Origin of the sequence: Rubrivirga halophila, assembly GCF_046845755.1 — a bacterium.
Lineage (GTDB): Bacteria > Bacteroidota > Rhodothermia > Rhodothermales > Rubricoccaceae > Rubrivirga.
The window spans coordinates 2,677,958-2,697,625 of sequence record NZ_CP177357.1 but is presented as its reverse complement, the minus strand read 5'-3'; the positions used below and the strand labels follow the sequence as shown (position 1 = coordinate 2,697,625).

The following is a 19,668-nucleotide window of genomic DNA, read 5'->3' as shown; positions in this document are numbered from 1 at the left end:
GGAGTCGCGGGCGAAGCGGGATGCCTCGCCGCCGGCCCCAGCCCTGGGCCGCCAAGGGCGCCCCGCCGGGGGCGAGCCGGGCGCTAGCGCCCCGCGTGCCTATCGTTGACCCAGCGCCGAGTGGTCTGGCCTGGCTGGACCGTGAACGCCTCCGTATCGACGACCCGGCCGTTCCGGAGCCGGGCGTACATGTCCCAGCACCCCGGCTCCACGTCCATGGTGATCGTGTCGCCAGGCACGAGCGCGACGCCGTCGAGCTCGTCGCCGCCCCAGTCCGATCCGCACTCGGCGAGGAACAGCCCGGTGACCGCCAACCCGCGGCTCCGGTTCGAGAACTCGATCACGCCGAGGCGGCCCCGGGGGGCCGTCCCCCGCGCTCGCGGGCGGCCCCGTGCGTCGAGCTCGATCCGCCACTGGTGGAGCACGTCGTCGTCGACCGAGACCCCGAGTTGGTGGAGGTCGCCGCTCTCCGACGGGTCGAGGTCGAGCGTGGCGTGGAGGTCGTAGCACCCCGGCGGGACGCGGAACTCGACCGTCGCGCCGGGCACGATCCAGCCATAGCTCGGGTGGTCGAGCAGGTTGTCCCAGTAGTCCTGGGCGCCGCAGTCGGCGATGTAGAGGGCGGTCACCTCGTGGGCGGTCCCGTTCACGAACCGGAGGATCGGTGGGGGCGCTTCCGCCCCGGCGGGCGGCACCGGGGCGGCGAGGGCGGCGAGAGCCGAGAGGACGAGGGCGAGCATGGCAGAGGAGAGAGTCGGTCGAGGTAGACGGGCCGGCCGCCCACGGCGACCGGACGGGAGAGAACGCCGCTAGTGGGACGGCGGGACGCGGAGCCGGACGGTCCCGTCGGGCTGGACGTTCAGGTTGGACCAGTTGACCACCTCCCCGCTCGTCAAGCGGATCGCCGCGTCCCAGCACCCGACCGGAATCTCGAACGCCTGCGACTGCTCGAGACGGATGAGCTCCCCGTCGACGAGGTAGTCCGAGTCCCACTCGGTCCCGCAGTGCCGGAAGAACACGTCCTTGACCGCGTCGTAGCCGTTGTTGTTGACGACCTCGATGTAGCCATAGCCGGCGTCGTAGTCGCCGTAGCTGTCATCGTAGCTGTCGTCGTAGTCGCTCCCCGAGATCATGTCGTCGGTGACGGCCCACTCGTACACGTCGTACGGCGTGACATGGACCCCGTAGTCGAACAGGTGCCCTTCGGCGCTGATCAGGCGGACGTTGATGCAGCCGGGGGCGAACGCGTACACCACGTTCTGGCCCGGGTGGAGCATCCCGTCCGGGAACGACCGCGCGCTCAGCGTGAGCGGCTGCCAGTGGGTCACGTCGCACCCGGACGTGTACAGCCCCACGACGGTGAAGCTGCTGTGGTTGCGGATGGTGAAGTTGAGGTCCCGGGTGGGCGGGGTGGCGGTCGCCGAGGAGGCCAGGACCACCAGGAGGGCGGCTGAGAGGGTGGCGCGTAAAGCGGACATCGGGGTAGGGGTGGTGACGGCACCAGAGTACCCGAGCCGCCCATGCAGAACCGGACGTCGGGGGCGGCTAAATCGGACATCGCACGAGGCGAAATCGGACGGAAGGGGACGTCAATGCGTGTGGTTTCAGGAGGATGGGTCGCCCGCGAGGGCGCGGCACCCCGGACGGGTCGGCGTCGTTCGGGCCCGATCTCTCCGTGCTCCGCATGCCGCTCCACCCCGACTCCCTCGCCGTCCACGCCGGGCGCGACGACCTCCGTGCCCTCGGCGTCCACGCCCCGCCGCTCGACCTCTCGACCACGTACCCCTTCGAGTCGCTCGACGCCGCCGTCGGCAGCTTGGACGCGATGATGACCGGGGCCGGACCGACCGACGGCGGACCCGTGTACTCGCGCCTCCACAACCCGACCGTCGCCCGCTTCGAGGCGGGGTTGGCGGCGATGGAAGGGGCCGAGGCGTCCGTCGCCTTCGCGTCGGGGATGGCCGCGCTCACCGCTGCCTACCTCGCCGCCACGACCGATGCTACGCGCCACATCGTCGGCGTGCGGCCGATCTACGGGACGACCGACAAGCTCCTCTCGTCCGGCCTGCTCGGCCTCGACGTGACGTGGACCGACGCCGGGGGCGTCGCGGATGCCGTCCGCCCCGACACGTGCCTCGTTTCCATCGAGACGCCCGTCAACCCGACGCTCGACCTGATCGACATCGCGGACGTGGTCGCGCAGGCCGGCGGCGTGCCCGTGCTCGTCGACTCGACGTTCGCGACGCCCGTCTTGCAGCGACCCCTCGCGCACGGCGCGGCGCTCGTGATGCACTCGGCCACCAAGTTCATCGGCGGGCATGGCGACGTGCTCGCGGGCGTCGTGGCGGGCTCCGAAGCGTGGGCGGCGCGCTTGCGGCAGGTCCGCATCCTGACCGGCGCCAACCTGCACCCGACCGCCGCCTACGCGCTCCACCGGGGGCTGGCGACCCTCCCGCTCCGCGTCCGCCGTGCGCAAGAGACGGCGACGGCGCTGGCGGCCCGGCTCGACGCCCACGACGGCGTCGGGACGGTGTACCACCCGAGCCGCCCCGGCCGCGACGGCGGCCTGGTGGGGGAGGGGCGCCAGCTCAGCGGGCCCGGCCCGATGCTGTCGTTCGAGGTCTTGGGCCCCGACGGCGTGGCCGACGGACCGGGCGCGTACGCCGCCGCCGCCCGCTTTCTCGCTGCCCTCCGCCTCGCGACGCCTGCCGTCAGCCTGGGCTCGACCGACACGCTCGCGCAACACCCGGCCGGGCTGACCCAGCGCGTCTCGACCGGCGACGCGCGAGCGGCGGGCGGCATCACAGCCGGGCTCGTCCGCGTCTCCGTCGGGTTGGAGGAGGCCGACGACCTGTGGGACGATCTCCGCCAAGCCATCGAGAGCGGGCGGGCAGGCTAGTGCCGTCTCACTCCGTCCCGGTGTCACGGGCCCGTTCCGCCGCCGCCCGGTGAGGGCCTGTGAAACGTCTGTGGCCCGGGGACTGGAAGGGACCTCCGTGCCGTTCTCCCACCCATCACGCCGGCTTGCGTGCTCGCCCCGCTTGGAACGCGGAGGGGCCACGAAAACCGAACTGTTAAGGAACTCCACCCCGAAGCGTCGATACGACCCCGGTTCGCCTGACGCGGGGCCAGGGACTTTCCCTACCTTCGTCGGCCGTGCCTGGAGGGCACGGGAGGGCTCCCACTCTTACCTCATAGACCCCAGACGACGATGTACGTCCCGCGCAGTCAACGGATGCTTGACCAGTATCTCCAAGAGATCGGTCAGGTCCCGCTTTTGACGCCCGACCAGGAGGTCGATCTCGCCCAGAAGATCAAGCAGGGCGACCAGCTCGCGCTCCACCAGCTGGTCCGCGCGAACCTCCGGTTCGTCGTTTCCGTCGCCAAAAAGTACCAGGGCCAGGGGCTCAGCTTGGCCGACCTGATCTCGGAGGGCAACTACGGGCTCGTCAAGGCCGCCCAGCGGTTCGACGAGACCCGTGGCTTCAAGTTTATCTCGTACGCCGTCTGGTGGGTCCGCCAGTCGATCCTCAAGGCGCTGTCCGACCAGGTCCGCACGGTCCGGCTCCCGCTGAACCGCGTCGGTACGCTGTCCAAGATGCGCAAGGCGTCGGCGCGGCTCGCCCAGGAGCTCGGCCGCCAGCCCACGCCCGACGAGATCGCCAAGGAGCTCGACCTCAAGGAGGAGAAGGTCGTCGAGGGCCTCCAGCACAGCCGCCACTCGCTCTCGATGGACGCGCCGTTCGACGACGACGACGGCAACAGCCTGCTCGACGTGCTCGCCGACGACAACTACGAGCAGCCCGACGAGGACCTCACCAACGAGAGCCTCAACATCGACATCGAGCGGGCGCTGGCGACGCTGCACCCGCGCGAGGCCGAGATCACGCGCCTGTACTTCGGGATCGGGCACGAGCAGCCGCTCACGCTCGTCGAGGTCGGCCAGCGGTTCGGGCTCACGCGCGAGCGCGTCCGCCAGATCAAGGAGAAGGCGCTCCGCAAGCTCCGCCAGAAGCACCGCCGCGAGGAGCTGGTCGCCCACCTCAACTAAGCGACCGCCCCACGATTCGAGGCCCGGCCGACGCTTTGTCGGCCGGGCCTTTTCGGTTGAGCCCGCCGGCGCCAGCCGCTTACATCCCCAGGCGGGCGCTCGCGTTCGGCGCCCCGCGCGTCGGGCGGAGCCCGGGGGTCCAGGGGTCGAGCGGGTCGGGGAAGTACCCGACGGAGCGGCCGGGCACCTGAGGCCCGTACGGGCGCACGTCGACGACGCGGGTCCGGAACGGGGCCTTGGCGATGCGGCGGTCGCGGTAGCGGACCGCGAGGTAGAGCGTCCCCCCGATCTGCGCGAGCGCCAGCCTGCCGGGCGTCTCGGCCGCCACGCCGAGGTCGAGCCCGCTCGCGGCGACCCCCAGAGAGAACAGGGGCAGGGTGTCGAAGACGATCGGGGCCTCCGCCTCGTGCCCGTCGCCGACGCGGACCACCTCGACGAACCCGTCCGCGCCCTCGGTGAACACCTCGTTGACGACGGCGACCTCGAGGCCGAACTCGTTGGGCAGCCCGGGGGTCGGGCGGAGCGGGCCGCGGAACAGGTCGGCCCCGTCGGGCATCGCGTGGCGGGGGGCGCCGTCGGGGAACGCACCCACCGAGACGCCGTCCGTCAGCCGCTCGGTGCGGAGCATCGCAATGCGCTCCTGTACCCGGCCGTAGAGCGCGACCGTGTCTCCACGCGCGATCGGGTCCGGGAACGGGACCACGACGAACTGGCCCGGCGCGAGTACCGTCCCCCCGAGCTGCACCTTTTCCGGGCGCTCCCTCTCGTCCGACAGGCTGTAGCCGGACAGGTCGGTGGGGGTGACGGTGGGGTTGTAGAGCTCGACCCAGCTGGCGGGGCCGCCCGCCAGGACTTCGTTGATCACGACGCCGAAGAGGCCGTCCGCCGGGGCGGCCAGCCCGGCGGCGATCTGGACGGCGGCCTGGGGCATCCATGCCGTCGAGGCCCGGTAGCCGGCGCCGATGAAGCCGAGCCCGCCGTCGACGTTCGAGAACAGGCCCGGCTCCGCGAGCGCGTCGGGGTCGCGGGTCGGCAGCGCCCAGGCCGCGTTCGTCACGAACCCGACGTACTCGGCGGCCAGGAGCCGGAGGCGGCGGTCGAGGTGGCCCTGCGTTTCGAGCGCTCGGCGGACGGCTGCGGCGAACGGGACGTCGGCGACCCACTCCCCGGGCGCGGCCTCGGTCGGCTGGACGCCCTCCGTCACGACCACCACGCCGGTCTCCCCGGGCGCGAGCCCGGGCAGGCCGGACACGGTGAGCCGAAGCTGCCCGTTGAGCACGCGCGGGGCGCCCTCGAAGGCGACCCGGTACACGACGCTGCCTCCCACCCCCCGGGCGGATACGACCGCCGGCTGCACGAGCGGGGGGACCGCCACGTCGACGGTCGAGGCGGCCCCGTCGGCGCGCCGGGCCTCGATGCGGACGGTCGTCTCCGGGGTCGGCGTGAGGTCGGCGACGAACACGTGGCCCGTCCGGTTGCCGGGGAACGTCACCACCGAATCGCGCCACGGCGTGATCGCGCCGGTCGAGAGGTCGGTGGAGGTGACCGAGGCCACGACGGACGTCGAGTCGTCGAGCAGGTCGGTGATGGGCGCGACCCGGATGGCCTGGCGGTCGGCGGTCGGGTCGAGGTAGCCGTAGACCGAGAACGGCGCGTCGAGCCCGACCGTCGGGTCGACGGAGTCCTCGCAGCCCGCGAGCGTCAGGGCGGTGGCGAGGAGGACGAGTCCAATCGACAGCCGGGGGAGCGGAGGGGAGACACGCATGGCGATGGCTAGAGGCCCAGGCGGGCGCTCGCGTTCGGGGCCCCGCGCGTCGGCCGGAGCTCGGGGGTCCACGGGCCGCGCGCGTCGGGCAGCCGGCCGACCGTCCGGCCCGACGTCTGGCCCCCGTAGCGGTAGTAGTCGATCACGCGGAACTGGAGCTGCGGGTCGACTTCGGGAGGGAACCCCGGGGCGCCGGAAAAGCGGGTCTCGCGGTAGTACGACAGCAGGAACAGACCGGCCCCGGCCTGGGGCAACGTCAGGCCCCGGCCGTTCTCCTCGGCGACGCCGAACCCGTCCGCCGTCGGCACGACGCGGCCCGCAGAATGCCTTGACGCACCCGCCTGCTCCTCCTCAAACAGGACGCGGAGCGAGTCGGCGCGTGGGTCGAGGGTGAGCGTTTCCACCCAGCCCCGGGCGCCCTCCGTGTTGATCTCGTTGAGGACGGCCAGGTCGATCCCTAGCTCGTTGGGGCGGCCAGGGGTGGGGACGAGCGGGCCTCGGAACAGGTCGTAGATCCGCTCGCTGAGCCCGATGGTCTTGCGGATGATCTTGGAGTAGCCGTCGGGATAGGAGCCGTACGAGATCTCGCCGCCGGAATTGCTGGCAAGGTCGAACATGGGGAACTGCTTCAGGATGAGCTCGCCGGACGGCCCGAAGAGGAAGAGGCTGCTGCCACCGCCGAACGACAGGGGGATGACGCGGAACCCTCGTGCGGGCACCATTTCCCCGCGCAGTCGCTGGAGTCGGGGCTCAGACTCTGAGTTCGACAGGCTGTACCCGTCCAGCGAGACGGAACTCAGCGTCGGGTTATAGAGCTCTACCCAGGCGTGCCCCCGCTCCCCGGGCAAGATCTCGTTGAAGGTCAGGGCCCCGGCAGGGTCGTCACCGGGCGAGAACCCTGCGTCGAAGGCCACGGTGGGGGAGAGGATCCACTCGACCGACGTCCGGTACCCTCCGCCCACGTACCCCAGCCCCGACTCGACGTTGGAGAACGTGCCGGGCTCGACGAGCACGTCGGGATCCGTCGACGGCGGGGTCCAGCCGGGCCCCGTCACGAACACGTTGTACTCGACGGTGACGATGCCGAGGCCGGTGCGGAAGAGGCCGTGCTGCTCGAGATAGCGCCGGAGCGCGGTGACGACGGGCACGTCGATCTCCCACACCCCGGGCGCCGTCTCCTCCGGCTGCGCCTGAACGGGGATGAGAATGCGTCGCACCACTCCGGGGAGGTCGTCCGGGTGGCCAGCGACCGTGGCGATGAACTGGCCGTTCAGCACATTCGGCACGGTCGCGATGCGGACGGGGTAGCCGACGGCATTGCCGAGAAAGATGGGCTCGTCGACGGTCGGTCGGGCGAGCGGCGGGACCTCGACCGTCACCGACGAGGCGGCCCCGTCCGAGCGCCGCGCGTCGACCCGGACCGTCGAGCCGGGGCGTGGCGTGAAGTCGGCCACGAACACGTGGCCGCGCGAGCCGTCGGCGAACGTGACGAGCGAGTCGCGCCAGGCCGTGGTGGCCCCCGTCCCGAGATCGGTCGACGTCACCGTCGCGTCGATCGTGTCCTGGGGCGCGTCGAGGGACAGGGCGATGGGGGCGACCCGGATGGCCTGGTGGTCGGCCGTCGGGTCGAGCTGGCCGTAGAGCGAGAACGGGACGTCGAGCCCGACGGTCGGGTCGACGGAGTCCTCGCAGCCGCCGACGGCGACGAGGACCAGCAGCAGGCCGAGGCGGTGGAGACGCATGGCGGGAGGGGCCGGCGACCGGCGCGCGGGCGGGTCAGAGCCCGAGGCGGGCGGCGGCGTTGGGCGCCCCGCGCGTCGGGCGCAAGCCGGGCGTCCACGGGCCGCGCGTGTCGGGCAGGCGGCCGACGGTGCGGCCGGGCGTCTGCCCGTCGTAGCGGTAGTAGTCGAGGACGCGGAACTGGAGCTGGCGGTCGAGGCCCGGCGGTGGCGGGGCGGGGCGGGGCTCGGGTCGGATGCGGGTGTCGCGGATGAACGCCAGCATGAAGACGCCGCCGCCGGCCTGCTCCAGCACCAGCCCCCGCGGGTCCTCGTCGGCGACGCCGAACCCGCCGCCGGCGGGCACGACGTGGCTGGCGGAGAGCCATCCCGCCCCTTCGGGGTCCTGCTCGAAGAGCACGCGGAGCGAGTCGGCGCCGGGCGCCACGGTCACCGTCTCGACCCAGCCCTGCGCGCCCTCGGTGTGGATCTCGTTGAGGTAGGCGAGGTCGAGGCCGACCTCGTTCGGGCGCCCCGGCGTCGGCGCGAGGGGCCCCTTGAACAGGTCGTAGCGCCGCTCCTCCAACAGGACCGTCCGGCGGACGACGTACGAGTACCCGTCGGGGTACGACCCGTAGGAGTACGCCGCGCCCGGCTCGTCGGGGACCATCTGGTCCGGCGTGATGCTCAGCACGAGCTCTCCCGAGCGGCCGTAGAGCCCGACCGTGGCCGGGGCGGTCAGGTCGATCACCGGGAAGTCGAGGCCGACGACGAGGAAGCCGCCCGGCGGGACGGTGCCGGTCAGGATCGGTTGGCGGCGCGGGTTCTCGGCCGAGTCGGTCAGGCTGTAGCCGCGCAGCGAGACCGGGCTCAGCATCGGGTTGTAGAACTCGACCCAGGCGTTGGCCCCCGGCTTGATCTCGTTGAGGACCAACCCGCTCGCGGGGTCGTCGTCGGTGGTGAAGCCGGCCGCCGCCGCCGCCTCCACCGACACCATCCACTCCACGGACGAGCGGTAGCCGCCGCCGACGAAGCCGAGCCCGCCCTCGACATTCGAGAACGTCCCGGGCTCGACGAGCACGTCGGGGTCCGTCGAGGGCGGGTTCCAGTCGGCCCCGGTGACGAAGAAGCTGTACCCGGCGCTCACCAACCCCAGGCCCGTCTCGAAGAGCCCGAGGCTCCGCAGGTGGTCCCGCGTCGCCGCGACGAAGGGGACGTCGATGGTCCACTCGCCGGTCGCCGTCTCGGTCGGCGAGACACGGACGGGGATGGTCAGTCGGCGGGTCACCCCGGGCGGGTCGTCCGGGTGGCCGGCGACGGTCACGGAGAACGCGCCGCTGAGCACGCGCGGCGCGCCGGAGAGCCGGACCCGGTACCCGATCCCGTTCTCGATGTAGATGGCGGCCTCGACGACCGGCTCCACGAGGGGCGGGACCTCGACGGTCACCGACGAGACGGCCCCGTCGGACCGGCGGGCGTCGATGCGGACGGCCGAGCCCGGGCGCGGCGTGAAGTCGGCCACGAAGACGTGGCCTGTGGACCCGTCGGCGAACGTCACCAGCGAGTCGCGCCAGGCGACGACGGCGCCGGTCTCGAGGTCCGTCGAGGCGACCGCGGCGTCGATCGCGAGGGAGTCGGCGTCGATCGAGAGCGCGATGGGCGCGACGCGGATGGCCTGGCGGTCGGCGGTCGGGTCGAGCTGGCCGTAGAGCGAGAACGGGACGTCGAGCCCGACCGTCGGGTCGACAGAGTCCTCACAGCCCACCACGAGCGGGACGGCCGCGAGCAGCAGGAGGGCGCGGAGGGGCATGGTCAGTGTGGACGGCGGGCGGCGGCGTTGGGGGCGCCGGGCGTGGGGCGCAGGCCCTGGGCCCACCCGCCCGCGGCGTCGGGGACGTAGCCGACCGACCGGCCCGGGACCTGGGGCCCGACGGCTCGCACGTCGACGACGCGGGTGCGGTAGACGGCGATGGCGGAGCCGCCGTCGGGCGGGTTCGGCGGGTCGCCCGGCACGAGCTCGATGATCCGGGGCTCGTAGTAGCGGACGGCGAGGTAGAGCGTCGCGCCGAGCTGGGGGAGGTCGAAGGTGCCCGGCGCCTCGGTGGCGAGCCCGTAGGCCAGCCCGCTGGCGGCGGCCGCGTCGTAGAAGCCGCCGGGGGCCGTCAGCACGCGGGGGGCGGACGCGTCGTGCCGCGGGTCGAGCGCGAGCACCTCCACGAAGCCGCCGGCGCCCTCGGTGTACACCTCGTGGACCTGGGCGACGTCGAGGCCGAGCCGGTTGGGGCGGTTGGGCGTCGGCTCCAGCGGGCCCTTGAACAGGTCCGTCCGCTCCTCCGACAGCCGGAACGAGGCGCCGTCGGGGAACGACCCGTAGGTCACGCCGCCGGGCCAGTCGGCGGGCACCCGCTCGGTGACGAGCCGGTCGACGGACTCCTGGGTCCGGTCGTAGAGCTCGATGTAGCCGCCGGCCGGGATGGCGAACGGGAGGTCGACCACGAGGTAGCCGCCGGGGCCGATCTCGGTGCCGAGCGGGAGCGGCAGGCGGCGTGGGTCCGACTGGTCGTCGGACAGGCTGTAGCCCCGCAGGTCGATGCGGTCGAGGGTCGGGTTGTAGAGCTCGACCCAGCCGCTCGCCGAGCCCGTCTGGAGCTCGTTGATGACGAGCGCCTCGTCGACGTCGGCGGCGAACCCCGCGGCGGCCTGCACGCTGGCGGGCGGCGTCCACCGCGCCGTCGCCCGGTACCCCGCGCCGACGAAGCCGAGGCCCCCCTCGACGTTCGAGAACGCCCCCGGCTCCACGAGCGCGTCGGGGTCCTCGGTCGGGAGGGCCCACGCGGCGTTGGTCACGAACCCGACGTAGTCGGCGGCGACCAGGCGCACGCCGGCGCCGGCCAGCCCGGCCACCTCGAGGGCCCGCTGCGTGGCCGACAAAAAGGGGACCTCGACGCCCCACACGCCCGACGCCAGCTCGGCGGGCCGCGCCGCCGTCGGGACCACCAGCGTCGTGAGCTCGCCCTCGGGGCGCGACGGGTCGTCGGCGATCGTGAGCCGGAGCTGTCCGTTAAGCACGCGCGGGGCCCCCTCGAACACGACGGGGTACACCACGTCGGTGCCGCGGAACTCGCCCTCGGCGACCGTCGGCACGACGATCGCGGGCACGGCCACGCCGATCGTGGAGACGGCCCCGTCGGAGCGCCGGGCCTCGATGCGGACGGTCGTCCCCGGGGTCGGGGTGAGGTCGGCGACGAAGATGTGACCGCGCGTGCCGTCGGCGAAGACGACGAGGGAGTCGCGCCAGGCGGTCGCGGCGCCGGTCGTGAGGTCGGTCGACGTGACGGCCGCGTCGATCGTCTCGTCCGGGGTGTCGATGGCGAGCGCGATGGGCGCGACGCGAATCGCCTGGCGGTCGGCCGTCGGGTCGAGGTAGCCGTAGACCGAGAACGGCGCGTCGACGCCGACGGTCGGGTCGACCGAGTCCTCGCACCCGGCCGCGGCGAGCGCGAGCAGGGCAAACGCCGCGAGGGTCATCCGTCGGCCAGACAGGAGGCAAGCAGGGGTCCGCATGGTGGGCTTAGAGGCCGAGGCGCGCGGCGGCGTTGCCGGCGCCGGGCGTCGGGCGGAGGTCGGGGGTCCACGTGCCGGTCCGGCCGTCGGGGAGGTAGCCCTCCGAGCGGCCCGGGATCTGGCCGTCGTAGCGGCGCACGTCGACCACGCGCGTCGTGAAGACCCGGATCGAGTTCCCCCCCGCGTCGACCTCGACAATGCTCGGGTCGAAGTGGCGCACGGCGAGGTAGACCGTCCCGCCGCCCTGGACGAGGTCGAGCCCGCCCGCCGTCTCGGGGGCGGTCCCGAACGACAGCCCCGACGCGGCGACGGCGTCGAAGAACCCGTCCGCCTCGCTAAAGAGCACCGGGTTCGACGGCTCGAGGCTGGCGACGCCCCCGGCCACCTCGGCGAAGCCGTTCGACCCCTCGGTATAGACCTCGTTGATCACGGGGAAGTCCAGCCCGATCACGTTGGGGGCGCCCGGCGTCGCGAGCAGCGTGCCGCGGAACACGTCGAAGCCGCCGAGCGCGGGCGGTACCTGGAACGACAGGCCGTCGGGGAACGACCCGTACGAGATGTTTCCGGCCTCGCCCGCCAGCTGGGGCACGACGACGCGCGAGACCTGGTTGCTCCCGCGGTCGAACAGCGCGAGCGCCTCGCGCGGCCCGAGCGTGAACGTGAGCGGGACCACGTAGAACCCGCGCGCAGGGACGTTGACCTCGAAGGTGAACGTCTGCAGGCGCGGCCGCGTCTGGTCGTTCGAGATGCTGTAGCCGTTGAGGCTGATGTCGTTGAAGAGCGGGTTGTAGAACTCGACCCACCCGCCCGGGCCGGGCCGGATCTCGTTGATGGCGATGTCCCCGGCGGGGTCGCCGTCCGGGGAGAACCCGGCGGCGCTCTGGGCCGCCGCCGAGGGCGTCCAGCGCGCCGTGGCGAAGTAGCCGCCGCCGACGAAGCCGAACCCGCCTTCGACGTTCGAGAACGTCCCCGGCTCGACGAGCGCGTCGACGTCGGTCGTCGGGAGCGCCCAGCTCTCGCCGGTCACGAACCCGACGTAGTCGGCCACGACGAGGCGGATCCCCAGGCCGAGCAGGCCCTCGTCCTGCAGGTACCGCCGCGTCGCCGAGAGGAACGGGATGGTCACCTCCCACATGTCGGGCGAGACCTCGACCGGGGCGACGTCGAGGGGGATCGTGAGGCGGCGGGCCGCCGAGGCGTCCTCGCCGGGGAAGCCGACGGCGGTGAGCCGGAGCTGACCGTTGAGCACGCGGGGGGCCCCCTCGAACCGGATGGGATAGGTGATCTCGCCGGGCGCCGAGCCCTGGTTCCCGACGGTCGCCTGGATGATGGGCGGGACGTCCACGTCGACGGTGGTCGAGGCGCCGTCCGGGGCCGTCGCCGTGATCCGGTGTGTGGTGCCGGGGCGCGGGGAGTAGTCGGCCACGAAGACGTGGGCGGTCACGCCCGTCGGGAACGTGACGAGCGAGTCGCGCCAGGCCGTCGTGGCGCCGGTGCTGAGGTCGGTCGAGACGACCGTCGCCTCGAAGACGTCGGCCGAGTCGCCGATCGTGTCCGTGATCCGGGCGATGCGGATGGCCTGGCGGTCGGCCGTCGGGTCGAGGTAGCCGTAGAGCGAGAACGGCGCGTCGATGCCGAGCGTCGGGTCGACGTCGTCCTCGCAGCCCCCGACGGCGACGGCGAGGAGGACGAGGGCGAGGAGCGAAAGGCGGGGCATCTAGTCGTTGAAGGCGAGCTTGACTCCGAACGACGGGAGCAGCGGGAGCTGGTCGACGCGGCGCAGGGTGAACGTGTCGTAGTAGAACAGATTCCGGCGGTCGTAGGCGTTGATGAGCGCGGCCTGGGCCGTCAGGTCGACGCCGGGGCGGAGCCGGAACGTCCGGTCGACGGACAGGTCGAGCCGGTGGACGGTCGGGAGGCGGCCGCCGTAGGGCCGCTCGTAGATCACGCGGTCCGAGCCGGCGTCGGCGAACACGTTGAAGGCCGTCGAGGCCGAGAGGTACTGGTCGAACCCGAGCGCCTTGGTGAACGGGAGCCCCGAGCCGAACTGCCAGCGCGCGGCGACCGAGAACCCGGCGACGTCGGCCGACACCAGCGTCGAGAGCTGGTGGCGGCGGTCGTGCGGCGGGCTAAAGCGCAGGGTCTCCTCGCCGTACCACAGCTGGAGGTTGGGGCCCTTGGCGTCGTACACCACGTCCGCCAGTCCGTAGCCGACGTAGCCGTAGAACGTGCCCCGGCGGAGCTCGGCGCGCAGGTCAAGGCCCCGGACCTCGCCGGTCGCCGGCTGGAGCTCGGTCGTGAAGCGCGGGAACGCCGTCCACTCGGCGACCGACAGCTCGTCGAGCAGCTTGTAGTAGCCCTCGGCGACGAGCTCGACGCCCCGCGTCGGCTGGACGCGGTAGCCCGCGATGGCGTGCCACGCCTCGACGACCCCGCCCGGGCGGCGCGTCCACGCCGTGAACACGTTCGCCACGTCGCGCCGGTCGTTGATCCCGATGATCTCCTGGTGGTAGAGGCCACCGGCCGCCGACAGCTCGTGGACGCCCGCCGTCAAGACGGCCCGGCCACGCGGCTCGACGTACGTCCGCCCGTCGTTCGGGAAGCTCTGGAGCCGCAGCCCGCCCTGCAGCGCCAGCCCGCCGAGCCGGACCTCGGGCTCGAAGTAGGCGCCGGCCTCGGTGAAGTACTCGGCGTCGGTCACGCCGCCGACCCGGTCGAGCGAGGTCTCGAGCTGGTTCGTCCGCACGAACAGCCCGCTCTTGATGTCGACCGAGGGGAGGTAGTACGTGAGGTGGACCTCGGAGCTGATCCGGCCGATCGACGACGACCGCGCGGGCACGTTGCGGACCGGGTCGAACCCCTGCTCGCTGTCCAGGATCGACCCGTTGATCAGGATCTCGGCGCGCAGCGCCGACACGTTCGGGAGGTACAGGAAGCGGAGCCCGGCGGCCGTGTTGTTGTAGCGGACCTCCTCGGGCACGGCCCCGCCGACGTCCTCGCCGATCGTGCCGCGGTCGTACGTGTGGATGCCCTGGACGGAGAGCTGGGCGTTCGGCGTCAGGACCGCGTGGACCTTCCCGAACACGTCGCCGAACGAGAACGGCAGGTCCTGGTCGACCAGCCGCGCGGCGCCCTGCTCGACGACGCTCACGCGGCCCGAGGCCAGGAACGAGATCGAGCCCTGCTTGATCGGGCCCTCGACGCGCGCGGCGCTCACGAAGGGCGCGACGGAGGCCGCCGCCGCCAGCCGCTGCTTGTTGCCGTTGCGCGACTGGATGTCGAGCACCGACGACACCTGCCCACCAAAGCGGGCCGGGTAGCCGCCCGCGTACAGGTCGGCGCCCGCCAGGATGTCCGACGGGAACGCGGAGTAGAAGCCGAGCACGTGGAACGGCTGGTAGAGCGCCATCCCGTCGAGCAGGACGAGGTTCTGGCTCGGCTCGCCGCCGCGGACGAAGAGCTGGCCGCCGCGGTCGCCGGTCGTGACCACGCCGGGCGAGGTCGTGAGGTAGCTGGCGAGGTCGCCCGAGACGTCGGGCGCCGGGACCACGTCGATGTCCTTGGGGTCGATGGCCTGGACGCCGGCCGTCACGCGCGCGCCGCCCGTCGTCCGCTCGCTCTCGACGACGACCTCGAAGTCGCCCGTTGCCACGCGGAGCGCCACGTCGTAGGAGCGGATCTCGGCCGCGAGCGTCAGCGTGTCGATCCGCGTCTCGTAGCCGACGTAGCTGACGCGGACGAGGTAGCGTCCGGTGTCGAGCCGGGGGACGACGTACAGGCCGTCGAGGTCGGTCGCCCCGCCGCGCGGGTCGCCGACGGGCGCGCCGTCGGGCCCGACGCGCTGGGCGAGCACGGTCGCGCCGATGAGCGGCTGGCTGTCGTCGGCGCCCGTGACGAAGCCGCGGAGGCCGGCCTGCGCGACCGCCGGGGCGGCGGTGAGGAGGAGGGCGGCGGCGAGGAGCAATCGGCGCATGTGACAGGCGGGGGCGAGGGGCGGCGCGAAAGTAGCGGCGCCTGGCCCACACGAACAGGCCGGACCGCGTGCCCAGGAGGAACCGGCTACCCCGCCCACCTGCTGGCGCCAGCAGGGACCCCCGCCTGCCGCCCGCCCCCCTCATCCGATGGGGGCGTCTTTGTAGGCCGCCGCCCGCAAGTCCCCGCCGACCCTGCTCGCGACGTCCCCCCTCCTCGGATGAGGAGGGGGACAGGGGTGGTCCTCGTTGCTGGCGCAAGTCCACCAGCTTGCGCCGGCCCTCAGCGCCCCGCCGCGATTCCCGCCAGCGTGGCCCGCTCGGCGTCCGTCAGCGCGCGCCCGCGCCGGGCCATCACCGCCTCGGCCACGCGGAACGCCTTCTCGGTCCGGTACTCGGCCATCCCCTCGGCGCCGCCCCACGAGAAGTCGGGGACGTGGCGGGGCGGGAAGCCCGACCCGAACAGGTTGCAGAACACGCCCACGACCGTCCCCGTGTTGAACATGGTGTTGATCGAGCACTTGGAGTGGTCGCCCATAAACAGGCCCACGAACTGGCGCCCGCTCGCGACATAGTCGCCCGCGGCGGCGTCCCAGACCGTCACCTCGCCGTAGTCGTTCTTGAGGTTCGACGTGTTCGTGTCGGCGCCCAGGTTGCACCACCGCCCGAGGTAGCTGTTGCCGAGGTACCCGTCGTGGCCCTTCGACGACAGGCTGTGGACCACGCTCCCGTGGACCTCGCCGCCCACCTTCGACCAGTACCCGATGGCGCTCTCGTCGACGCGCGCGGCCGGGTTGACGGTTGCCTTTGGTCCGAGGTAGACGGGCCCCTTTACCACGGCGTTCTCGCCCACCTCAGCGCCCTCGCCGATCCAGACCGGCCCGCTCGCGCCGCTCACGACCGCCCCGGCCCGAACGATGGCCCCGCTGGCGACGTGCACGTTCCCCCGGTCGACGACGACCGCGCCGCCCTCGACCGTCCCCTCGATCGCGCCCAGCCCGCCCAGGCGTCCCGCGTCGTGCGCGATCCGGGCGCCCAGGTCGTCGATCAGATCCCACAGGTGCGTGACCAGCGTCTCCCCGGTGACGGTCTCGGTCGGGATGCCCTCGGCGTCCGCTGCCGTGACCGCGTCGCCGGCGACCAGGCGTGCGGGTGGGTCGGGGTGCCACAGCGCCAGCAACGTGCCGTCCTGCACGAAGGCCCGCGCCTCGCCACTTCGCCCGGCGTCCCGGATCGCCTGCGCCAGGTCGCCGTCCCGGGCCAGCCACCGCCCGTTCAGAAACAGCGTCCCCGTCTCGGGCGCCTCATTCACTGCCGACTCGGGGTGCTCGTCCGCCACCATCCCGGCGACGGCCGCCCGCGCGTGGAGCACGAGCCGGCTCGGCGGAAACACGTCGACGGCCGCCTCCGCCAGCGTCCGCGCCCCGGCGCGCAGGTCGTAGACGCCGCGCGTGAGCGCGAGCGGGGCGAGCGAGGCGACGCGGTCGTCTTCGAAGAGGCAGAGGGCCATGGGGGATCGAGCGGGAGCGGGGGCCGCCCAATCTCGCACGGCCCGGTGGACCCGGCCCCGCCCGCGGTCGTACACCCGGCCACCGCGCACCCACCCCCGACCCGCACCCATGAAGTTCTTCATCGACACCGCCGTCCTCGACGAGATCCAGGAGGCCGCCGACATGGGCGTCCTCGACGGCGTCACCACGAACCCGTCGCTGATGAAGAAGGTCGGCGTCAAGGACTTTCACGGCCACATCGCCGAGATCTGCGACATCGTCGACGGCGACGTCTCGGCCGAGGTCACGGCGACCGACTACGACGGCATCATGGCCGAGGCCCACGAGGTCGCCGAGATCGCCGACAACGTGGTCGTCAAGGTGCCGCTCATCCTGGACGGCATCAAGGCGATCCGGTCGCTGTCCGAGGAGGGCATCAAGACGAACTGCACGCTGTGCTTCTCGCCGACGCAGGCGCTCATCGCGGCGAAGGCGGGCGCGACCTACATCAGCCCCTTTATCGGCCGGCTCGACGACATCTCGTCGAACGGCATGGAGCTTATCCGGCAGATCGTCCAGATCTACGACACCTACGAGTACGAGACCGAGGTGCTGGCGGCCTCCATCCGCCACCCGATGCACGTCGTCGACTGCGCGGTGGCCGGCGCGGACGTGGCGACGATGCCGCTCGACGTGATCAAGAAGCTCCTGAAGCACCCGCTCACGGACTCCGGCCTGGAGAAATTCCTCGCCGACTGGGAGGACCTGCAGGGCGAGGCGTAGAGCCCGCCGCTGGCGCGGCGAGAGCATGTAGAGAATGAGAGCACGTAGAGCGGACGCTCGGAAGTTGGCTTGACGCCGACTCTGAGCGCCCGTTGCATTCCGCTCTACCCGCCCACGCGCGCCCCGCCCATCAGCCGGCTGGCGCCGACCGCGAGGGCGACGAGCCCCATCAGCAGCACGCTATACGCGGCGGCCTGGCCGAACTCGAAGATGCGGAGCTGAGCGAACACCTCGACTGCGATCGGGCGGTTGGCGTAGACGTAGAGCATGATCGAGGCGACGAACTCGCCGAGCGCCGTCACGAACGTCAGCAGGGCGCCGGCGATGACGCCCGGCGCGATCGCCGGCAGCACGACCCGGCGGAACGTCGTCGCCCCGCTCGCGCCGAGATCCGCGGAGGCCTCGCCGAGCCGGTCGTCGAACCCCTCCAGCGAGGCCTGCGCGGCGCGGACCACGAGCGGGATGTGGCGCACGAAGTAGGCGAGGGGCAGGAGCCAGACCGTCCCGATCAGGAGCGCCCCACCCGCCAGCATCGACGGCTCGTCGAAGGCGACCAAGAGGCCGAGCGCCATCACCGTCCCGGGGATCGCGAACGGCAACAGCGCCAGCCCCCGCAGCAGACCGCGCCCGGGCACCTTGCCCTTGACGATCACGACCGCCGTCGCCACGCCGAACACCACGTTCGCGGCCGTCGCGAGCGCGGCCATCCACAGCGACGACGTGATCGGCGCCAGCACGTCGGGCTCGGCCGCGAGCGCGGCGTAGTTGGCGACTGTGAACGTGTCCGGCAGGGCCTGCGTGGTCCAGGACCCGTCCTCGACGAACGACAGCAGCACGACCGTCCCGACGGGCAGCAGCACGACGAGCAGCGCGAGCCCGACCAGCACGCCGGCCACGACGCGGGCCGTCCCGGTCAGCGGACCCGGCGCCCGGCCGACGCCCTTCCCGCCGCCTGCGCCCGTCGAGATCGCCCGGGCTTCGGCGCCGACCAGAAAGAGCAGGCACAGGCCGGTCAGCACGACCGACACGGCGGCGGCGCGGTCGAGCGCGCCGTTCGTCTTGAACTGGTAGATCTGGGTCGTCAGGAACGGCTCGCCCTCGGCGAACAAGAGGGGCGCGGTGAACGACGCCATCGACAGCATGAACACCAGCAGCGACGACCCGACAAGGGCGGGGCGCAGGAGGGGGAAGACCACCTTGCGGAACGTCCGCCACGGGCTCGCGCCCAGGTCCGCGCTCGCGTCGAGCAGGGACGCGTCGAGCCCGCGGAGGGCGGCGCCGACGAACAGGTAGAAGTAGACGTAGAACACGTAGACGTGGACCGCGAGCACGGCGCCGATCCCGCCGAACGCGAACGGCACGTCGTCCAGCCCGAACGCGGCCTGGAGTCCGCGCGGCAGCATCCCGGACTCGCCGTACAAAAACAGGAACGCCAGCACGCCGACGAGCGGCGGGAGCGCGAGCGGCAGCGCCGCGACGGCCCCGAGCGTCCGGCCAAAGGGCAGCTGGTAGCGCCACAGCGCCCACGCCAGCGCCGTCCCGATCATCCCGCCGCCGAGCACGGTCCCCAGCGACACGCCCACGGAGTTGACGAGCGCCCGCGTCCCGGCCGAGCCGCCCGCGCCGAAGAGGTCCGCCAGGACGGCCGCGTCGAGCCCCAGCCGCGCCGTCTCGACGTTCGGCCACACGACGTAGCCCAGCATCACCGCGCCGACGAAGGCGCCCAACACATAGCCCGCGCGGCGGCTCAGCACGCCAGCAGCCGGTCCACGAGCGCGTCGGCCTCGGCCTCCACCCAGATCGCGTCGCGGCGGCCGCCGTCGACGAACCCCTCGACGACGGTGTGGTCGAGCCAGCGGACGAGCGGCGCGTAGTAGCCGTCGACGTCTAAGAAGGCGCAGGGCTTGGCGTGGATGCCGAGTTGGGCCCACGTCAGCGCCTCGGCGATCTCTTCGAGCGTGCCGAGCCCGCCGGGCAGCGCCACGAAGGCATCGGCGTGCTCGGCCATCATGGCCTTGCGCTCGTGCATCGTGCCCACGACGTGCATCGTGCTGAGGCGGGCGTGGCCGACCTCGCGGTCTTGCAGCGCCTGGGGGATGATGCCCATCACCTCGCCGCCCGCCGCGAGCGCCGCGTCGGCGACGACGCCCATGAGCCCGACGCTCCCGCCGCCGGTGACGACCCCGATGCCGGCCTCAGCCAGCCGGGTGCCTACGCGAGCCGCCGCCTGGGCGTAGGCGGGGCGCGCTCCCGTGCGGGAGCCGCAGTAGATGCAGACGCGGCGGATGGAGGTCATCCCGCAAGCTACCCGGCGGTCGGGGACGGG

The 19,668-nt window shown here is 72.7% G+C and carries 14 protein-coding genes; 3 read left to right on the top strand and 11 right to left on the bottom strand.

Features of this window, described 5'->3' with window-relative positions:
* Positions 1-83: 83 nt before the first annotated feature.
* Positions 84-740: a hypothetical protein gene (locus ACLIRP_RS11915; protein ID WP_412060674.1), complete on the bottom strand. Its 657-nt coding sequence runs from the start codon at positions 738-740 to the stop codon at positions 84-86.
* Between the two features lie 69 nt (positions 741-809).
* Positions 810-1,478 (bottom strand): hypothetical protein, encoded by a 669-nt coding sequence (locus tag ACLIRP_RS11910; RefSeq protein ID WP_412060673.1) that lies wholly within the window; start codon positions 1,476-1,478, stop codon positions 810-812.
* A 206-nt stretch (positions 1,479-1,684) separates the two neighbouring features.
* Here ACLIRP_RS11910 and ACLIRP_RS11905 point away from each other — a divergent pair, with 206 nt between their 5' ends.
* Entirely contained in the window at positions 1,685-2,899 is a 1,215-nt protein-coding gene (locus tag ACLIRP_RS11905; protein ID WP_412060672.1) for a trans-sulfuration enzyme family protein, read from the top strand.
* A gap of 312 nt (positions 2,900-3,211) precedes the next feature.
* Complete coding sequence (locus ACLIRP_RS11900) at positions 3,212-4,051, top strand: RNA polymerase sigma factor RpoD/SigA (RefSeq protein ID WP_412060671.1); 840 nt, start codon at positions 3,212-3,214, stop codon at positions 4,049-4,051.
* Positions 4,052-4,130: 79 nt separating this feature from the next.
* On the opposite strand, the gene ACLIRP_RS11895 is transcribed toward ACLIRP_RS11900, so the two are convergent.
* The 7 genes from ACLIRP_RS11895 to ACLIRP_RS11865 all read right to left on the bottom strand — a co-directional run bounded on the left by ACLIRP_RS11895 (position 4,131) and on the right by ACLIRP_RS11865 (position 16,579).
* Positions 4,131-5,816 (bottom strand): lamin tail domain-containing protein, encoded by a 1,686-nt coding sequence (locus ACLIRP_RS11895; RefSeq protein ID WP_412060670.1) that lies wholly within the window; start codon positions 5,814-5,816, stop codon positions 4,131-4,133.
* A gap of 8 nt (positions 5,817-5,824) precedes the next feature.
* Positions 5,825-7,558: a hypothetical protein gene (locus tag ACLIRP_RS11890; RefSeq protein WP_412060669.1), complete on the bottom strand. Its 1,734-nt coding sequence runs from the start codon at positions 7,556-7,558 to the stop codon at positions 5,825-5,827.
* Between the two features lie 34 nt (positions 7,559-7,592).
* Positions 7,593-9,344, bottom strand: a complete 1,752-nt coding sequence (locus tag ACLIRP_RS11885) for a hypothetical protein (protein ID WP_412060668.1) — start codon at positions 9,342-9,344, stop codon at positions 7,593-7,595.
* Between the two features lie 2 nt (positions 9,345-9,346).
* Entirely contained in the window at positions 9,347-11,062 is a 1,716-nt protein-coding gene (locus ACLIRP_RS11880; protein ID WP_412060667.1) for a lamin tail domain-containing protein, read from the bottom strand.
* 43 nt (positions 11,063-11,105) lie between these two features.
* Positions 11,106-12,815, bottom strand: a complete 1,710-nt coding sequence (locus tag ACLIRP_RS11875) for a hypothetical protein (RefSeq protein WP_412060666.1) — start codon at positions 12,813-12,815, stop codon at positions 11,106-11,108.
* Positions 12,816-15,071 carry a carboxypeptidase regulatory-like domain-containing protein gene (locus ACLIRP_RS11870; protein ID WP_412060665.1) on the bottom strand — a complete coding sequence of 752 codons (2,256 nt, stop codon included), beginning with the start codon at positions 15,069-15,071 and terminating at the stop codon, positions 12,816-12,818.
* Between the two features lie 281 nt (positions 15,072-15,352).
* Positions 15,353-16,579, bottom strand: a complete 1,227-nt coding sequence (locus ACLIRP_RS11865) for a putative sugar nucleotidyl transferase (protein WP_412060664.1) — start codon at positions 16,577-16,579, stop codon at positions 15,353-15,355.
* A gap of 109 nt (positions 16,580-16,688) precedes the next feature.
* Between ACLIRP_RS11865 and fsa the strand changes: the two genes are divergently transcribed.
* The gene (fsa, locus tag ACLIRP_RS11860; protein WP_412060663.1) at positions 16,689-17,342 is read left to right on the top strand and encodes a fructose-6-phosphate aldolase; all 654 of its coding nucleotides are present in this window, start codon (positions 16,689-16,691) and stop codon (positions 17,340-17,342) included.
* 104 nt (positions 17,343-17,446) lie between these two features.
* Here fsa and ACLIRP_RS11855 read toward each other — a convergent pair whose 3' ends face one another.
* Together ACLIRP_RS11855 and ACLIRP_RS11850 are read right to left on the bottom strand one after the other, a co-directional pair.
* On the bottom strand, positions 17,447-19,096 hold the full coding sequence (locus tag ACLIRP_RS11855) for an ABC transporter permease (RefSeq protein WP_412060662.1): 1,650 nt from the start codon (positions 19,094-19,096) through the stop codon (positions 17,447-17,449).
* Positions 19,090-19,629, bottom strand: a complete 540-nt coding sequence (locus ACLIRP_RS11850; RefSeq protein ID WP_412063711.1) for a TIGR00730 family Rossman fold protein — start codon at positions 19,627-19,629, stop codon at positions 19,090-19,092. Before ACLIRP_RS11850 ends, ACLIRP_RS11855 begins: the two co-directional genes overlap by 7 nt.
* Positions 19,630-19,668 lie beyond the last annotated feature (39 nt).

Coding starts and splice junctions, on each gene's coding strand:
- ACLIRP_RS11900 (WP_412060671.1), top strand. CDS start 3,212: ATGTACGTCCCGCGCAGTCAACGGATGCTTGACCAGTATCTCCAAGAG.
- ACLIRP_RS11880 (WP_412060667.1), bottom strand. CDS start 11,062: ATGACCCTCGCGGCGTTTGCCCTGCTCGCGCTCGCCGCGGCCGGGTGC.
- ACLIRP_RS11865 (WP_412060664.1), bottom strand. CDS start 16,579: ATGGCCCTCTGCCTCTTCGAAGACGACCGCGTCGCCTCGCTCGCCCCG.
- ACLIRP_RS11915 (WP_412060674.1), bottom strand. CDS start 740: ATGCTCGCCCTCGTCCTCTCGGCTCTCGCCGCCCTCGCCGCCCCGGTG.
- ACLIRP_RS11910 (WP_412060673.1), bottom strand. CDS start 1,478: ATGTCCGCTTTACGCGCCACCCTCTCAGCCGCCCTCCTGGTGGTCCTG.
- ACLIRP_RS11895 (WP_412060670.1), bottom strand. CDS start 5,816: ATGCGTGTCTCCCCTCCGCTCCCCCGGCTGTCGATTGGACTCGTCCTC.
- ACLIRP_RS11870 (WP_412060665.1), bottom strand. CDS start 15,071: ATGCGCCGATTGCTCCTCGCCGCCGCCCTCCTCCTCACCGCCGCCCCG.
- ACLIRP_RS11875 (WP_412060666.1), bottom strand. CDS start 12,815: ATGCCCCGCCTTTCGCTCCTCGCCCTCGTCCTCCTCGCCGTCGCCGTC.
- ACLIRP_RS11890 (WP_412060669.1), bottom strand. CDS start 7,558: ATGCGTCTCCACCGCCTCGGCCTGCTGCTGGTCCTCGTCGCCGTCGGC.
- fsa (WP_412060663.1), top strand. CDS start 16,689: ATGAAGTTCTTCATCGACACCGCCGTCCTCGACGAGATCCAGGAGGCC.
- ACLIRP_RS11885 (WP_412060668.1), bottom strand. CDS start 9,344: ATGCCCCTCCGCGCCCTCCTGCTGCTCGCGGCCGTCCCGCTCGTGGTG.
- ACLIRP_RS11905 (WP_412060672.1), top strand. CDS start 1,685: ATGCCGCTCCACCCCGACTCCCTCGCCGTCCACGCCGGGCGCGACGAC.